This is a genomic window from Serinicoccus kebangsaanensis (assembly GCF_008919445.1).
GTDB classification, from domain to species: domain Bacteria; phylum Actinomycetota; class Actinomycetes; order Actinomycetales; family Dermatophilaceae; genus Ornithinicoccus; species Ornithinicoccus kebangsaanensis.
Genome location: NZ_VSLG01000002.1, coordinates 355383 through 370850, shown reverse-complemented (window position 1 = coordinate 370850; position 15468 = coordinate 355383). Strand labels below are relative to the sequence as shown.

Annotated in this window: 15 protein-coding genes; 11 read left to right on the top strand and 4 right to left on the bottom strand. The window is 74.3% G+C overall.

The window, feature by feature from the left end:
- The first annotated feature begins 12 nt into the window (after positions 1-12).
- Genes cydB through FXF60_RS03840 form a run of 3 tightly spaced genes read left to right on the top strand, consistent with a single transcriptional unit; the run spans position 13 to position 4859 of the window.
- A complete protein-coding gene (gene cydB, locus FXF60_RS03850) occupies positions 13-1050 on the top strand; it encodes a cytochrome d ubiquinol oxidase subunit II (RefSeq protein ID WP_151523929.1) in 1038 nt (345 codons plus the stop codon).
- Positions 1051-1058: 8 nt separating this feature from the next.
- Positions 1059-4511: a thiol reductant ABC exporter subunit CydD gene (cydD, locus tag FXF60_RS03845; protein WP_192796577.1), complete on the top strand. Its 3453-nt coding sequence runs from the start codon at positions 1059-1061 to the stop codon at positions 4509-4511.
- 9 nt (positions 4512-4520) lie between these two features.
- Complete coding sequence (locus FXF60_RS03840) at positions 4521-4859, top strand: hypothetical protein (protein ID WP_151523927.1); 339 nt, start codon at positions 4521-4523, stop codon at positions 4857-4859.
- A 21-nt stretch (positions 4860-4880) separates the two neighbouring features.
- Here the strand turns inward: FXF60_RS03840 and FXF60_RS03835 are convergent, their stop codons facing one another.
- The gene (locus tag FXF60_RS03835) at positions 4881-5450 is read right to left on the bottom strand and encodes a hypothetical protein (RefSeq protein ID WP_238335686.1); all 570 of its coding nucleotides are present in this window, start codon (positions 5448-5450) and stop codon (positions 4881-4883) included.
- Positions 5447-5710 (bottom strand): hypothetical protein, encoded by a 264-nt coding sequence (locus FXF60_RS03830; protein WP_151523926.1) that lies wholly within the window; start codon positions 5708-5710, stop codon positions 5447-5449. The genes FXF60_RS03835 and FXF60_RS03830 overlap by 4 nt, the downstream gene beginning before the upstream one ends.
- Positions 5711-5802: 92 nt before the next feature.
- Here FXF60_RS03830 and purB point away from each other — a divergent pair, with 92 nt between their 5' ends.
- From purB to FXF60_RS03815, 3 genes are read left to right on the top strand one after another with little or no spacing between them, the layout of a single operon-like run.
- The gene (gene purB / locus FXF60_RS03825; protein WP_151523925.1) at positions 5803-7269 is read left to right on the top strand and encodes an adenylosuccinate lyase; all 1467 of its coding nucleotides are present in this window, start codon (positions 5803-5805) and stop codon (positions 7267-7269) included.
- Positions 7266-7631 (top strand): barstar family protein, encoded by a 366-nt coding sequence (locus FXF60_RS03820; protein WP_151523924.1) that lies wholly within the window; start codon positions 7266-7268, stop codon positions 7629-7631. Before purB ends, FXF60_RS03820 begins: the two co-directional genes overlap by 4 nt.
- On the top strand, positions 7628-8218 hold the full coding sequence (locus FXF60_RS03815) for a guanyl-specific ribonuclease (protein ID WP_238335685.1): 591 nt from the start codon (positions 7628-7630) through the stop codon (positions 8216-8218). Before FXF60_RS03820 ends, FXF60_RS03815 begins: the two co-directional genes overlap by 4 nt.
- Here FXF60_RS03815 and FXF60_RS03810 read toward each other — a convergent pair.
- Positions 8182-10695 (bottom strand): hypothetical protein, encoded by a 2514-nt coding sequence (locus FXF60_RS03810; protein WP_151523923.1) that lies wholly within the window; start codon positions 10693-10695, stop codon positions 8182-8184. The genes FXF60_RS03815 and FXF60_RS03810 overlap by 37 nt on opposite strands.
- 164 nt (positions 10696-10859) lie before the next feature.
- Between FXF60_RS03810 and FXF60_RS03805 the strand changes: the two genes are divergently transcribed.
- The 3 genes from FXF60_RS03805 (at position 10860) to FXF60_RS03795 (ending at position 13783) form a co-directional block, all read left to right on the top strand.
- A complete protein-coding gene (locus tag FXF60_RS03805) occupies positions 10860-11141 on the top strand; it encodes a metal-sensitive transcriptional regulator (RefSeq protein ID WP_151523986.1) in 282 nt (93 codons plus the stop codon).
- 74 nt (positions 11142-11215) lie between these two features.
- Positions 11216-11455 (top strand): heavy-metal-associated domain-containing protein, encoded by a 240-nt coding sequence (locus tag FXF60_RS03800; protein ID WP_151523922.1) that lies wholly within the window; start codon positions 11216-11218, stop codon positions 11453-11455.
- A 111-nt stretch (positions 11456-11566) separates the two neighbouring features.
- Positions 11567-13783, top strand: a complete 2217-nt coding sequence (locus FXF60_RS03795; RefSeq protein ID WP_151523921.1) for a heavy metal translocating P-type ATPase — start codon at positions 11567-11569, stop codon at positions 13781-13783.
- 13 nt (positions 13784-13796) lie between these two features.
- Here the strand turns inward: FXF60_RS03795 and FXF60_RS03790 are convergent, their stop codons facing one another.
- Positions 13797-14471, bottom strand: coding sequence for a MerR family transcriptional regulator (locus tag FXF60_RS03790; RefSeq protein WP_151523920.1), 675 nt, complete (start codon positions 14469-14471; stop codon positions 13797-13799).
- Positions 14472-14511: 40 nt separating this feature from the next.
- On the opposite strand from FXF60_RS03790, the gene FXF60_RS03785 reads away from it, so the two are divergent.
- Positions 14512-14949 carry a DUF6194 family protein gene (locus FXF60_RS03785; RefSeq protein ID WP_151523919.1) on the top strand — a complete coding sequence of 146 codons (438 nt, stop codon included), beginning with the start codon at positions 14512-14514 and terminating at the stop codon, positions 14947-14949.
- Positions 14946-15461 (top strand): putative immunity protein, encoded by a 516-nt coding sequence (locus FXF60_RS03780; RefSeq protein ID WP_151523918.1) that lies wholly within the window; start codon positions 14946-14948, stop codon positions 15459-15461. The genes FXF60_RS03785 and FXF60_RS03780 overlap by 4 nt, the downstream gene beginning before the upstream one ends.
- The last annotated feature ends 7 nt before the right edge of the window (positions 15462-15468 follow it).

Below are 15468 nucleotides of genomic sequence, written 5' to 3'. Positions count from 1 at the left end.
ACAGGAGTGACCATGGAGCTCACCACGATCTGGTTCGTCCTCATCGCCGTCCTCTGGGTCGGGTACTTCTGCCTGGAGGGCTTCGACTACGGCGTCGGGATGCTGCTGCCGGTGCTGGGGAAGGACGAGACGCGCAAGCGGCAGATGCTCTCGGCGATCGGACCGTTCTGGGACGGCAACGAGGTCTGGCTGCTCACCGCCGGCGGGGCGATCTTCGCCGCCTTCCCGCACTGGTACGCCACCCTCTTCTCCGGCTTCTACCTGCCGCTGCTGCTCATCCTCGTCGGGCTGATCCTGCGCGGCGTGGGGCTGGAGTACCGCGGCAAGGTCGACTCGCCCGCCTGGCGCGCGCGGATGGACGCGATGGTCGTCGCCGGTTCCCTGCTCCCGGCCGTGCTGTGGGGCATCGCCTTCAGCAACATCGTGAGCGGCGTCCCGATCGACGCGCAGATGGAGTATGCCGGTGGCTTCTGGAACCTCCTCGGCCCCGTCGCGCTGCTCGGCGGGCTGACCACGCTCGCCCTCTTCCTCACCCACGGCGCGCTCTTCGTCGCGCTCAAGACGGACGGGGCGCTGCGGCACGACGCCCGGGCCCTGGCGCTCCGCCTGGGGGTCGTGGCGGCGGTCCTCGCGGTGGCCTGGCTGACGCTCCTGCACGGACGGACGGGCACGCCGCTGTCCTGGTGGGCGGCGGGGCTGGCGGCCGCGGCGCTCCTCGGCGGGCTCGCGCTCGCCGCCCGCGGCCGTGAGGGCTGGGCCTTCTCCGGGACCTTCGTCGCCATCGCGCTGGCCACCACGTCGCTGTTCCTCGCGCTCTTCCCCGACGTCATGCCCTCAAGCCTCGACCCGGACTGGTCGTTGACCGCCACCAACGCCAGCTCGACCGCCAAGACGCTGGGGATCATGACCGTGGTGGCCCTCGTCTTCACGCCGGTCATGCTCCTCTACACGGCGTGGAGCTACTGGACCTTCCGCAGACGGATCTCCGGGCACCACATCCCGACCGAGGTGCACCACGCCGCGGTGGAGCCGCAGCGCCCGGGGCGCTGAGCCGCCCCGTGCGACCCTTCGACCCTGCGCTGCTGCGGGCCCTGCCCGCCACCCGCGGTCCGGTGGCCGCGCTGTCCCTCGTCGGTGTGGCCTCTGGTGCGATCGCGATCGCCCAGGCCGTGGTGCTCGCGCTGGTCGTCGGTGCGGTCGCCCGCGGGACCGAGCTCACGGCATACCTCACGGCGCTGGTGGGGCTGCTGGTGCTGCGCGGGGTGCTCGCCGGCGTGGGTGAGGCCGTGGCGCGGTGGGCGGGCCTGCGGGTGGTGGCCGTGGTGCGGGAGGCGGTGCTGCGTCGGTGGCTGTCCCGCCCGGTCGAGCAGCGGCCCACGACGGAGGTGGCGATCACCCGCGCGGGCGACGGGGTGGTGGCGCTGGAGCCGTATGTCTCCCGCTACCTGCCCGCGCTCGTCACTGCCGCCGTGGTGCCCGGGCTGGCGCTCGTCGCGCTGCTGGTCGTGGACCCGTGGAGCGCGCTCGTCGTGGTGCTGACGCTGCCGCTGCTCCCCGTCTTCGCGGCGCTCATCGGCCTGCACACGCGGGACGAGACCCGGCGTCGGTGGCGGGCGATGGAGCTGCTGTCGGGGCACTTCCTCGACGTGATGCGCGGGCTGCCGACGCTGGTCGCCTACGGCCGGGCGCGGGCCCAGGTCGACGTGGTGCGCGAGGTCGGGGAGCGGCACCGTCGGGCGAGCGTCGCCACCCTGCGCACCGCCTTCCTGTCCACGGCCGCCCTGGAGCTGCTGGCGACCATCTCGGTGGCGATGGTCGCGGTGGCGGTGGGGCTGCGGCTGGCGCACGGCGGCATGGACCTCGTCGTCGGGCTCACCGCGATCCTGCTGGCTCCCGAGGCGTACTGGCCGATCCGGCGGGTCGGCGCCGAGTTCCACAACGCCGCCGACGGCGCGCAGGTGCTCGAGGAGCTGTCCGCCAACGGCATCCTCACCTCCCCAGCCGCCGCCTCACCCGACCGGACAGGGGGTCAGGGGCCCGCCGGGCGTGCGGACCGACGTGCACGACGGTCCGATCCAGGCCCGACGGGCGAGAGGGAGGCGCGTGGTGCACGTCCGTCGGCACGGGGGGACGGGGCGATCGGCCTGACCGGCGTCCGGTATGCCCACCTCGGCCGGGCGCAGACGCTGCCCGAGGTGACGCTGAGCACCCCGGCGGGCCCCGGTCTCACCGTCCTCACCGGCCCCAGCGGCGCGGGCAAGACGACCGTGCTCGAGCTGCTGGCCGGGCTGCGCACGCCCGCGTCCGGCCAGGTCGACGCACCCCCGGCGCACCTGGCCACGCAACGTCCGCTGCTGCTGCCCGGCACGGTGCGCGACACCATTGCCCTGGCGGCCCCGGACGCGACCGACGCCCAGCTGGAGCAGGCCCTGGAGCAGGTCGGCCTGTGGACCCACCTCGCCGACCGGCACGGCCTGGACACCCGGCTCGGGGACGACGGGCTGGGTCTGTCCGCCGGGCAACGTGCCCGGCTCGCCCTGGCCCGCGCCCTCCTGTCGCCGGCGCCGCTGCTGCTGCTGGACGAGCCGACGGCCGCCGTCGCCGCCGACGGCATACCGCTCGTGCACGAGGTCCTGCTCGGTCTGGCCCGCGAGCGCCGCGTGGTCGTGGTCACCCACGACCCGCTCCTCATGGCGCTCGCCGACCAGCGGTGGGACCTCGACGGTGGTGCAGGAACGGTGTGTCACATCGGTCGCCAGGACGACGGATGTGACACACCGTCCTCGCACCCCGACCGCGACGACCAGCACCAGGTCCCCCGGCCCGCCGGACCGGGTGGCCGCCGCGGCGGGCTGGCCCTGGCGTGCCTGCTCGGCGGCGCCTCGGTGAGCTGCGGCGTCGCCCTCACCGCCACCTCGGGGTGGCTCATCGTGCAGGCCTCCACGATGCCGGTGGTGCTGACCCTGCTGGTGGCGGTCGTCGGGGTGCGGGCCTTCGGCATCTTCCGACCGGTGCTGCGGTATGCCGAGCGCGTCGTCAGCCACGACGTCGCGCTCGCGGACCTGGCCCGGCGGCGCGCGGGTGTCTTCGCCGCGCTCGTGCCGCTGACCCCGGCGCGGCTGGGGCGGGGCAGCAAGGGCGCGCTCCTGGGGGCCATGGCCCGCGACCTGGACGACGTGGTGGACGACCAGGTGCGGTTCACCGTGCCGGCGTGGTCGGCGGTCGTCGCCACCGCGGTGGGCTCGGTCGTCGCGGCGTGGCACCTGCCGGTCGCCGGCCTGGCCGTCGCGGCCGGTGGGACGCTGGCGGCAGCGGTCGCCGTGCTCGGGTATGCCGTCGAGCGGCTCGCGCAGGACGCGGCCGTGGTGGCCCTCGGACGGGTGCAGGAGCAGGTGACGTCCTGGTGCGCCGACCTGCTCGCGGTGCAGGCGGTGACGGGGCGCGACGGTGGTCACGAGCGGCTGCTGGGACGGCTCGCGGCTCTCGAGGCGCACCAGCGGCGCTGCGAGGCCCGGCTGACGCGGGCCCGCGCGGCGGGTGTGACGGTGGCCTGGGCGGTCGTCGCCAGCACGATCGCCGTGGTCACCGGCGCCGCGTGGTCGGCGCAGGCGACGGGTGGGCTGAGCAGCCCCTATGCCGCGCTCGTCGCGCTCGTGCCGGTCGCGCTCGCCGAGACCTGGGTGGGCCTGCCCGAGATCGCCGGGGCACGCGCCAGGGCGCGGGCGGCCGGCCGACGGGTCGCCGCGGTGCTGCAGCAGGACCCGGCGGTGGACGCTGCGGGTGAGGCCCCGCTGCCGCCCGGCCCGCTGTCCGCGGCGCTGCATCACGTGTCCGCCCGGTGGGATCCCTCGTCCGGCGCCCCCACCCCTCCGGACCTGCACCCCCTGGACCTCACCGTCGAGCCCGGAGACCGCGTCCACCTGACCGGGCCGAACGGCGCGGGCAAGTCCACCGCGCTGGCGGTCCTCGCACGCCACCTCGACCCGACGGGCGGGGCCTACCGCCTAGCCGGCAGCGACGGGCGGACCCGACCGGTGCAGCAGGTGCAGCTCGAGCAGGTCCGGTCGCTGGTCGCGCTGGTGGACGACGAGCCGCACGCCTTCGCCGGGTCGGTGCGGGCCAACCTCGCCCTGGCCCGGCGGGAGCGCCCCCGCGACGCCGAGCTCGTCGAGGCGCTGGAGGCGGTGGACCTGGGTGCGTGGCTCGCCACCCTCCCCGAGGGCCTGGACACCCTCGTGGCCGGGCTCTCCGGCGGTGAGCGAGCCCGGCTGGCGCTCGCGCGGGCGCTCGTCTCCGGCCGGCCGCTGCTGCTGCTCGACGAGCCGACCGCGCACCTCGACGACGCCACCGCCCAGCGGGCGCTCGGGGGCCTGCTGGAGCGGTGGGGAGCGGAGCGCGCCGTGGTGCTGGTCGGCCACGGGCAGCCACCAGTCGGGACCTGGCGCACCCAGCCGGTGGGGTGCGCCGCATACCCGGCGGACGGCCGAGCGGCGGCGCCGCTCATCGGCTAGGTTGCGGGGATGGACAACATGGTCACCTTCTGGATCGTGCTCGCCGCGGTGCTCGTCCTCGCGGCGCTGGTCGTCTGGGCGCTGGTCGCGCGCAACCGGCGGATCGTCGCAGCGCGTCAGGAGGCGGCCGGGCTGCGCGAGCAGGCCCAGTCCGGCGAGTCCTACGCCCAGAGCGCGGAGGAACGCGCCCGCGAGCTGCAGGGCAAGGCCCGGGAGGCGCAGGTGCGCGCGGACAAGCTGCACAGCGAGGCCGAGGAGGCCACCCGCATCGCCCGTGAGCACCGCGACCGCGTCACCGGCGACTACGTCAGCGCCGACGAGGTCGACCCCGACACCAAGCGCCACTGAGCCGCCACCGGCCCCGGGTCCTCACCCGGTGGCCGCGCTCCGACCGGTGTCCCGCACCAGGTAGAGCCACGGGAAGGCCCGGGCGCCGACCTCCCACCCGTCGGTCAGGTAGTGCCGGGCCGGCCGCGTCCACACCACCCGCCGGTGCTCCCACTGCGTGGCGGTCCGCACCATCCGGTGCCGGAACATCCCGGCCTCCACGGTGTGCCACCCGAGCTCGCCCGCGAGCTGCAGCTCCCCCATCTCGTCCACCGCGGTGACCGGCCCGAGCCACCGCACGTCCTCGTCGGCGTCGTCGGCCACCTCGGTGGCCGGCCCGAAGCGCTGCTGGGCCCCCTGGCGGCTCAGCCCCAGCTCCTCGCCCAGCCGCGCCCAGCTCACGCCGGCCGCCCGGGCCGAGCCGACGGCCTGCTGCAGCAGGTCTGCCGTCGCCCCGTGCGCCTCGGCGCTGCGGCGGACCAGCCACAGGTGTGCCTCGGGGGTGAGCGTCTCGGCCGACGACAGCTCCTGCTCACCGCCGACGATCACCCGGCCCAGCTGGGCGAGCAGGTCCTGCCCGCGCTCGGGCTCGGTCGGGGCGGCGTGGCTCATCGCCCGTCCCCCGAGCCGTCACGGCTGGGCAGCCAGTGCTCCTGCTCGTCGCCGTCGGCGCGGCGACGCGGCCAGATGCCGCTGCCGACGAAGAAGGCGCCCAGGACCATGAGGGCGACCGTCGCCCCCTGGAAGAAGCCGTGCCAGAAGCCGCCGTCGATCTGCCGGGAGAGCAGCAGGGTCACGAAGCCGACCATGATGGCGGCCAGCCCGGCCGAGGTCCGGAAGGTGCTCATGGCGGTGTCTCTGCGCGTCGTCATACGTGTCAACATACGGTTGACAGACCTGGTTGTCAACTCCACGTTGACGCCGGGATGCAGGGGTCTATCCCGCTGCCTGCCACAATGCCGGTATGCCGCTGCCCGCCTCCCGCACGCCGCTCGCCGAGCTCGACCCCGCCCCCTCCCTGGGGGCGTTGGACGGTCGCTATCGCGGCGCCGTGGCCCCGCTGGTCGACCATCTCTCCGAGGCTGCGCTCAACCGGGCCCGGCTGCACGTCGAGGTCGAGTGGCTCATCCACCTCGTGACCCAGGAGGCGGTGCCCGGCGCCCCCGCGCTCACCGAGGCGGAGCAGGCCGCGCTGCGCGCCCTGGTCGTCGACTTCGACGCCGCGACGGTCACCGAGCTGGCCCAGATCGAGGCCGAGACGGTGCACGACGTCAAGGCGATCGAGTACTTCCTGCGGCGCCGGCTCGCGGACATCCTGCAGCGCTCCGCGCAGTCCGGGCAGCCCGGCGACGTCGCGACCCGCACCGCAGCGCTTGCCGAGCTCATCCACTTCGCCTGCACCAGCGAGGACATCAACAACACCTCCTACGCCCTCCTCGTCCAGGGGGCGATCATCGAGGTCTGGCTCCCGAAGGCCCACGGTCTGGTGGACCAGCTCGCCGCGATGGCGGGAGAGCTGGCCGACGTGCCGCTGCTCGCCCACACCCACGGGCAGCCCGCGACACCCACCACCATGGGCAAGGAGCTCGCCGTGCTCGCCCACCGCCTCACCCGGCAGCTCCGCCGGGTCGAGCGATGCGCATACCTCGGCAAGCTCAACGGCGCCACCGGCACCTACGGAGCGCACGTCGAGGCGGTCCCGGGGGCGGACTGGCAGCAGGTCAGCCGCACCTTCGTCGAGCACCTCGGCCTGCAGTGGAACCCGCTCACCACGCAGATCGAGAGCCACGACTGGCAGGCGGAGCTCTATGCCGACGTGGCGCGGTTCAACCGCATCCTGCACAACCTGGCGACCGACATGTGGACCTACATCTCGATGGGGTACTTCGCCCAGGTGCGGGGGCAGGGCACCGTCGGCTCCAGCACCATGCCGCACAAGGTCAACCCGATCCGGTTCGAGAACGCCGAGGCCAACCTCGAGGTGAGCAACGCGCTGCTGGACGTCCTCGCCTCGACGCTGGTGACCAGCCGGCTGCAGCGCGACCTCACCGACTCCTCGATGCAGCGCAACATCGGCACCGCGCTCGGCCACAGCGTGCTCGCCCTGGACAACGTCGGTCGCGGCCTGGCCGGTCTGGACGCGGTGCCGGAGGCGATGGCCGCCGACCTCGACGCCAACTGGGAGGTGCTCGCCGAGCCGATCCAGTCCGTCATGCGCGCCCTGGCGGCGCGCGGCGCCGAGGGGATGAGCAACCCCTACGAGCGGCTCAAGGAGCTCACCCGGGGGCGCCGGATCGGGCAGGCGGAGCTGGTCGAGTTCGTCCGCGGGCTGGGCCTGCCGCCGCAGGAGGAGGAGCGGCTCGCCGCGCTGACCCCGGCCACGTATGTCGGCCTGGCGCCGGAGCTCGTCCGGCACCTGGAGCAGCGGTGATCATCCTCGCCGCGGAGCGCGCGGACGACGCGCGGGCCCACTTCGCCCAGGCGGGGTATGCCGTCGCCGAGGTCAGCACGCCGGTCGGCGGGGGTCTGCGCGAGATGCAGGCGCAGGTCGCCCAGGCGCTCCGGCTGCCGCGGACCGCGGCGCTGAACCTGGACGCCCTCGTCGACTCGCTCCGCGACCTCGCCCAGAGCTGGGGCGGGCAGGAGGTGGCGCTGCTGTGGGAGGACGCCGGTCTGTTCGCCGAGACCGAGGGCCGGGCCTGGTGGATCCTCTCCGAGATCCTCGACGACGCCGATTCGCTGGCCGTGGTGGCGCTGGGGCCCCGGCGGGCGGCTGGCGGTGATCAGTCGTGAGGCTGTCCCGCCCGGTCGCCACCGGGCTGCTCGTGCTGTGCGCCGCGATCGTGCTCTGGCTGATGGTCGGCCAGGGCGGTCAGGGCACCGACGACGCGGCGGCACCGACCGGGCAGGGCACACCGGGCGGGTCCACCTCCGAGGACACGACCTTCGGCTCGATGACCGAGGACTCCGGCGAGGAGCAGTCAGGGTCCGGCGTGGACGCTCCCGAGCCCACCCAGGAGAGCGACCCGGCCGCCGACGCCGACCAAGGTGATCCGGTCGGCGTCGACACCCGCGACTGGGACGACGTCGACGCCTGCGCCGAGGGCATGCTCCCGGACGAGCTGGACCCGGTCGTCGACGACATCGAGGTCGGCGGTCCCTACGACTACGGCAGGGATGGCATCACCTTCGAGAACCGCGAGGGCTTTCTCCCGGACGAGTCGTTCGGCTACTACCAGGAGTTCACCGTCGAGACCCCCGGGCTGGACCACCGGGGCGCCAAGCGGGTCGTCACCGGCGGCGGCGAGGTCGACCCCGAGGTCTGGTACTACACCGAGGACCACTACCAGAGCTTCTGCGAGTTCGCCCCGGCAGGCTGACGAGCGAGGACCGGCGCGGCGCGGCGCATCAGTGCGCGGTCGTCCCTGGAGGGCTCGGCGTCCCCGCTCACGGCGCAGTGCGCGGCGAGGCGCCTCGCCACCGCCGCGTCCTGGATGCGCCGGACCTGCTCGCGGTCGAGCAGGCCCGCACCCTGGTAGCGGTTCACGAGACCGGGCTCCACCCCGGCAGCCAACCACTGGGCGGCCCCCCGCCAGGCGCGCAACGTCTCCTCGTCGATCCCGTGAGCGGCGCGCAGCGTCTCGCGGCCGTCGATGCGCTCCAGCGCACGCACCAGCTCCTCGGGGGTGCCGTGGCTGCGGGCCAGCGCGGGGGCGAGCGCTCCGAAGGACTGGATGCCGGAATAGGGTCCCGGCGCCAGGTCCCACTCCTGCATGAGCCCCCGGTAGGGCGCGGAGTCCTCGACCCAGGCCAGGAAGGGGTCAGCCAGGACACCCTTCCGCTGGGCGGCCTCGGGGGCAGCCAGCCGGATCTGCTCGACGCACCGCCGCGCCTGACCCGTCCGCTCGATGGGGAACTGCTCCGGCGTGAGGTGGTAGGCCGTCGCCCACCCGCAGGCCAGGTTGCGGTGATCCGTGCGCGACCCTGCCGTGATGTCCTTCAGCCCGCCGGTGGAGGGGATGGGGCCGGGCCAGGGCCGCAGCGCCACGGCCACCGCCTCCGCCGCGCTGCGGGACGCCCTGACCAGGTAGTCCCACAGCACCTGCTCCTCCGGGTGCGGGGTTCGTCGGGGACGGGCCCCCGGCTCCTGCGCGCCGTCGCTCAGCGGCAGGCCCCGACGCGCCTCCTCGTCGAGGAAGGTCCCCCACAGGTCGAGGGCACGACGGAAGTCCACGCTCCACTGCCGGCTCTCGAGGTCGGGGTCCCGCTCGACGGCCAGGTTCACCAGACCGGTGGCGTACGTGTACCGGATACGCCAGGCGAGCGGGGAGTCACCGCCAGGTGCCTGCTGCTCCTCCTCGCGGAGCAGGGTCCCCAGCTGACGCAGGCTCAGCTCCTGGGCCGGCACGGATGCACCCCGCAGCACATCGGCGCTGGCCATCGCCAGGCGCGCGGCACGGTTGCCGGAGTCACGGTGCCAGGCGCGGGCGGCGAGCGCCCCGGCACCGTCCAGGTCCCCGGCAGCGAGGCGGTGGGCAGCCACCGTGGACAGCGCGAGGCTGCTGGCCGTGCTCGCGCCGTGGAGGCCGGGCATCCTCGAGGGCTTCGGCAGGCGCCACCAGAGGAGGTGCGCCGCCACCTCGGTGGCGGCGTCCCGGGCGGCGCTCGCCTCCTCGGCCTCGGTCGCCTCCGCCCTCGCGACCCGGAAGTCGGCGGCATCGACGAGTCGCAGATGAGCCAGGCGCCGGCCCTCGTACATCGACACGCTCGTCCGTCCTGCTGCCACCGCCAGGACCACGCGGTCCCCCGCGCGCAGCGCCACCGCGTCCCAGAGCTTGAGCAGGCTGCTCACCCATGGATGGGTGACGGCGTCGAGCACGCCGCCGATCTGCTGCTCGTGCAGGTCGGTGCCGTCGACGGCGAAGATGCCCTCGGACCGGCCCTGGGCCAGCTCGTGCAGCTGCAGCACCGTCTGCCGCGCTACCTCCGCCCCGTCGTCTCCCCCACCCGGTGCCAGCTCGATGCGCAACGGCGCGCGGCTCCGGGAGAGCAGCGACGCCGCACCGCCGGCCAGCAGGGCGAGCGTGAGGACGCCGGCCAGCCCGATCAGCCCGCGCAGGTCGTCCGGTGACCACCAGCGCCACGCGACGAGCGCCACGAGGGTCAGTGGGGCCAGGACGAGGGCCATCGCCGCACGCCCGCGCGCCGAGAGCCAGGCGGGACGCCACCAGGCCGTGGCGAGCACACCGGCACCGAAGGCCACCACCGCGAGCAGCAGCAGGAGCAGACCGTCCTTGGTCACCGCGTCGACGACGCGCTGCGGCCAGGCGGCCGTCCGGGCGTCCGCGAGGTCGACCATCCCGGTCTGCCGACAGCTCGTCGCCGCCTCGACCCCCTCGAGCGCGGCATAGAGGGACTCGGCCCGGGCAAACTGTCCGCTCTGTACCGCCGCGTCGGCCTCGGCGCACAGGCCGGGCCGCTGCACGGGCGTCGCCTCCTCCACCAACCTCTGGGCCTCGCCGTTGGCGGAGTCCAGGTCGAGCGCGAGCCGGGCGAGCCGGAGCTGCTCCTCCTGGTCGGACGCCCGTGCGGCACGCTGCGCGAGCGCATCCGATGCTGCTCGCGCCCTCGCGGTCTGCTCGGCGACCCGCGTAGGGCAGTCACCGGCCAACGCCGACGCCACCGTCTCGGCGTCCTCGAGGGCGCCCTCCTGCGCCAGGGAGAGGGCCCGGGCGCAGAGGTCCGTCGTGGTGGCGGCCGAGGACGTCGGCGCAGATCCGAGCGCGCCGATCATCAGACCGATGAGCATCGACGCGAGTGCCCGGCGCAGCGCGGACCAGTCTTTCGTGGCTGCCACCGGCTCAGCCTCCCGCTCCTGATCAGACCTGGTCAAGCGGTCGACCGCACCCCCTGCGCGCACCGGCGGGCCGCGATGGGCGCGGTCTCCGGTCCCTGTATCCAGGACGGCGGGCGAAGAGGACTCGACAACATACCCAGAGGGGGTATGCTGTTGCCATGGCTGTGAACGGATACACCGGCTCCAAGGACGACTATCTCAAGCGCCTGCGCCGCATCGAGGGCCAGGTCCGGGGGATCGCCCGGATGGTCGAGGACGACACCTACTGCATCGACGTGCTCACCCAGGTGAGCGCCGCCACCAAGGCGCTGCAGGCGGTGAGCCTGGGCCTCCTCGAGGACCACATCGGCCACTGCGTCGTCGACGCCGCCGCGGAGTCGGAGCAGGCCAAGGACGAGAAGGTCCGGGAGGCCTCCGCCGCGATCGCCCGGCTCGTCCGGAGCTGAGCCGGTCCACGTCCTCATCTGGCGGCCAAGGGTGCCGCCGACCCACCGCATACCGACCCGCGAAGGAGCACACCATGACCGACACCCCGCTGCAGAACCAGACCACCAAGCTCGTCGTCTCGGGGATGACCTGCGGCCACTGCGTCGCCTCGGTGACCGAGGAGCTGAAGGAGGTCGAGGGCGTGCTCGAGGTGCGCGTCGACGACCTGGTCAAGGGTGGCGACACCGAGGTCTTCGTCGTCTCCGACGGCCCCCTGTCGCTCGACGCCGCGCGTGCGGCCGTCGAGGAAGCTGGCTACACCGCCCAGGCCTGAGGCCACCACACGCGACGCCCGGTCGGGCCCACCGCAACCACACGCGACGCCCGGTCGGGCCCACCGCAACCACACGCGACGCCCGGCCGGCGACAGGCAGGAGGACCTGAGATGAGCAGCACCACCACGAGCGCACCCGGCGAGGACCAGCACGTCGACCTCGCGATCAGCGGGATGACCTGCGCCTCCTGCTCGGCGCGCATCGAGCGCAAGCTCAACAAGGTCGACGGGGTGCAGGCCAGCGTGAACCTCGCCACGGAGAAGGCCAGCGTCAGCTTCCCCTCCGCGCTCTCGGTGACCGACATCGTGGGCGTCGTGGAGCAGACCGGGTACGGCGCCACCCCCCTCGAGGACGAGAGCCCGGGTGAGGCGCCGGAAATGACCCACGACCTCGTGGGAAGCGGGTCGCTGCGGCTGCGGATGGTCGTGGCCAGCGCGCTGGCCCTGCTCGTCGTGCTCGTGCACATGGTGCCGCCGGTGCGGGACGCGCTGGGGATGACCGGCCACTGGCTGCAGCTGCTGCTCACCGCGCCGATCTACTTCTGGGCCGCCTGGCCCTTCCATCGGGCCGCCGCGGTCAACGCCCGGCACGGTGCCTCCACCATGGACACCCTGGTGTCGGTCGGCATCACCGCCGCCTTCGGCTGGTCCGTGCTCGCGCTGCTCACCGGCTTCACCGAGGACCTCTACTTCGAGACCGCCGCGGTGGTCACCGCCTTCCTGCTCATCGGGCGGTTCATCGAGGCCCGGGCCAAGGCCCAGGGGCGCTCCGCCCTCAGCTCCCTGCTGCAGCTCGGCGCCAAGGACGTGGCGGTGCTGCGCCAGGAGGCCGGGAGCGGCGCGATGGCCACCAGCGAGCACCGGGTGCCGATCGGGGAGCTCGTGGTCGGCGACCGGTTCGTCGTGCGCCCGGGCGAGAAGGTCGCCACCGACGGGACGATCCTCTCCGGGCGCTCAACCATCGACGCCTCCATGGTCACCGGCGAGTCGATGCCGGTCGAGGTCGGCCCGCAGGACACGGTCACCGGTGCCACGGTCAACGGCCACGGCCGCCTCATCGTCCAGGCCAGCCGGGTCGGCGCCGAGACCACGCTGGCCCGGATCACCCGGCTCGTCGAGCAGGCCCAGACCGGCAAGGCACCGGTGCAGCGCCTGGCCGACCGGATCTCCGCCGTCTTCGTGCCCGCCGTCCTGGTGATCGCGGCCCTGACCTTCGTCCTGTGGCTGGTCACCGGGCATACCTTCACCGAGGCCCTGGCACCCGCGGTGGCGGTGCTCATCATCGCCTGCCCCTGCGCGCTCGGGCTGGCCACGCCGACCGCCCTGCTCACCGGCACCGGGCGCGGCGCCCAGCTGGGCATCCTCATCAAGGGCCCGCAGATCCTGGAGTCCACGCGCAGGGTCGACACCGTCGTGCTGGACAAGACGGGCACGCTGACCACCGGTCACCCGGTGCTCGCCGACGTCGTGACCGCCGGGTCGCTGCCCCAGGACGCCGCGCTCAAGGCCGCCGCCAGCGTCGAGACCGGGAGCGAGCACCCGGTGGCCGGCGCCATCGTCGCCGGTGCCCGCGAGCGCGGGGTGACGCTGGTCCGGGCCGACGACGTCGTGAGCCTGCCGGGCCTCGGGGTCCGCGGGACGCTCAAGGACACGGTCGTCACCGTGGGGCGGGCCAGCCTCTTCGACGTCGTGCCCGAGGTCCTGGTGGAGGCGACGGAGCGCGCCGACGGCACCACCGTCCTCGTCGGCTGGGACGGCACCGCGCGCGCCGCGGTCACCGTCGCCGACACCGCCCGCGAGTCGTCGCCGCGGGCGGTGCAGCGGCTGCGTGACCTGGGCCTGCGGCCCTACCTGCTCACCGGCGACAACCCCCGGACCGCCGCGGCCATCGCCCAGCAGGTCGGCATCGAGGCGGCCGACGTCACCGCCGACGTGCTGCCCCAGGACAAGTTCGCGGCCGTCGAGCGGCTGCAGCGCGAGGGACGCGTCGTGGCGATGGTCGGCGACGGCGTGAACGACGCCGCAGCGCTGGCGCAGGCCGACCTCGGGATGGCGATGGGCTCAGGCACCGATGTCGCCGCCGAGTCCGCCGACATCGTGCTGATGCGCTCGGACGTCGAGGCCGTCGCAGACGCCATCGGACTGTCCCGTCGCACCCTGTCGATCATCAAGCAGAACCTGGTGTGGGCCTTCGGCTACAACACGCTGGCCATCCCGCTCGCCGCCTTCGGCCTGCTGACCCCGCTGATCGCGGGTGGCGCGATGGCGCTGTCCTCGGTGCTGGTGGTGCTCAACAGCCTGCGGCTCAGGGGCTTCGGACGGGCCTGATCCGGGCGCACCATCACCCCAGCACCGGGTGCAGGTGGGCCGCGGCGCGCACGAGCGCCCGGCTGCGCGCAGCCAGCGCCTCGCGGCGCCGGGTCAGTGCGTCCGCGGCGTCCACCTCGTGCTGGAGTCGCGGCAGCAACGACCGCACGGCCGGTATGCCGTAGCCCGCCAGGCGCAGCTGCTGCACCAGGCGGGCGTCGCGCACCGCCGCCGGCCCGTAACGACGGGCGCCCCGCATCGCCTCGGCGCGACCCGGGTGCAGCAGCCCCTCCGCCTCCCAGTGCCGCAGCGTCGAGCCACGCACCCCGATCGCGAGCGCCAGCTCCCCCACGGACAGGTCGTCGGCCGCGACCGCGTCCCCGACCGGGTCGGCGCCGATCGCGCGCATCGCCTGCGAGACCTCGTCCAGGTCGGCCCGGTCGGAGGCCAACCGGGCGTGCGCTAGGTCCAGTCGCGTCAGGAACCGACCGACGTCCGTGTGCAGGGTCTGCATCAGGTCGCGCGCACCCGACGGTCCGACCGCCGCGGCGAGCGCCGCATAGGCGAGGACGCACGAGAGGTGCGCCGGGGCATACCTCCGGTAGCCCGAAGACGTGCGGGGGACCGGGGGCAGGACGCCAAGCGCCTCGAGCTTGCGCACCTGCTGCACGGAGCACCCCGCGGCTCGGGCCACCTCGATCGTCCTCATCCTCAACCCTCCACACCCACTTCAATGATCCACTTTAGTCATGAGCCATGAGGAGATCAGCCAGTTCGTCCAGGGTCTCGACGGCGTCCTGACCCTGCGGCCGCAGCCCGGAGACGGGAGCCCGGAGCTCGCCTGGGGTGACGAGTTCTTCTACTACGCCCCGGACGGGATCCTGCCGCCCGGGCAGCCGTTCGCGACGATCGTCACCAAGGACTACCCCGGCGAACCGCCGTCCGGGCTGGGCCGCGGCGTCGTCAGGGTGAACGTCGACGCCGGTCGACGAGGTCAGGACCCGCCCGCGGACCCGACCCGCCGTGATGTCCTCATCGCCCACCCGGTGTATGCCGCCCACGGCTGGGTCAGCGTCGTCGCACCCGGCCCGGCCACGGCCGACGAGCTGCGCACGCTGCTGCGCGACGCGCATCGTGCCGCCGCCCGCCGATGGCACCGACGGCACGACGGCACGGACGACGCGTGATCCTGCACCCGGTCCGCGACCCACGGCTCGTCACGACCCGCCGCGGCGGCACGCTGAGCGACGACCACCACCAGCTGCTGGCCCGGTGGGCCGCGTCGTGCGCCGAGCACGTGCTGCCGGCCTTCGAGACCGAGGCCCCCGACGACGCCAGACCCCGCGAGGCGATCGCCGGCGCGCGGGCCTGGGCCGACGGCCGGATGCGGATGATGGCCTCCCGCGCCTCGGCCGGGCACGCGATGGGAGCAGCCCGTCCGCTGTCCGGCGCCGCCCGCCTCGCCGCGTATGCCGCCGGCCAGGCGGCCGCGGTCCCGCACGTCGCCGAGCACGACCTGGGCGCTGCCGCCTACGCGATCCGGGCCGTCATGGCCTCCGCCGGGGACGAGGACCGGGAGGAGGCCCGCCTCCGGGAGCGGGACTGGCAGCGCGAGCAGGTGCCCGACGAGCTCCGCCGGCTCGTCCTCGAGGACCAGGCACGGCGCGACCACCTCTGCTGGGGCGTCTTCGGCGACTGACCCAGAC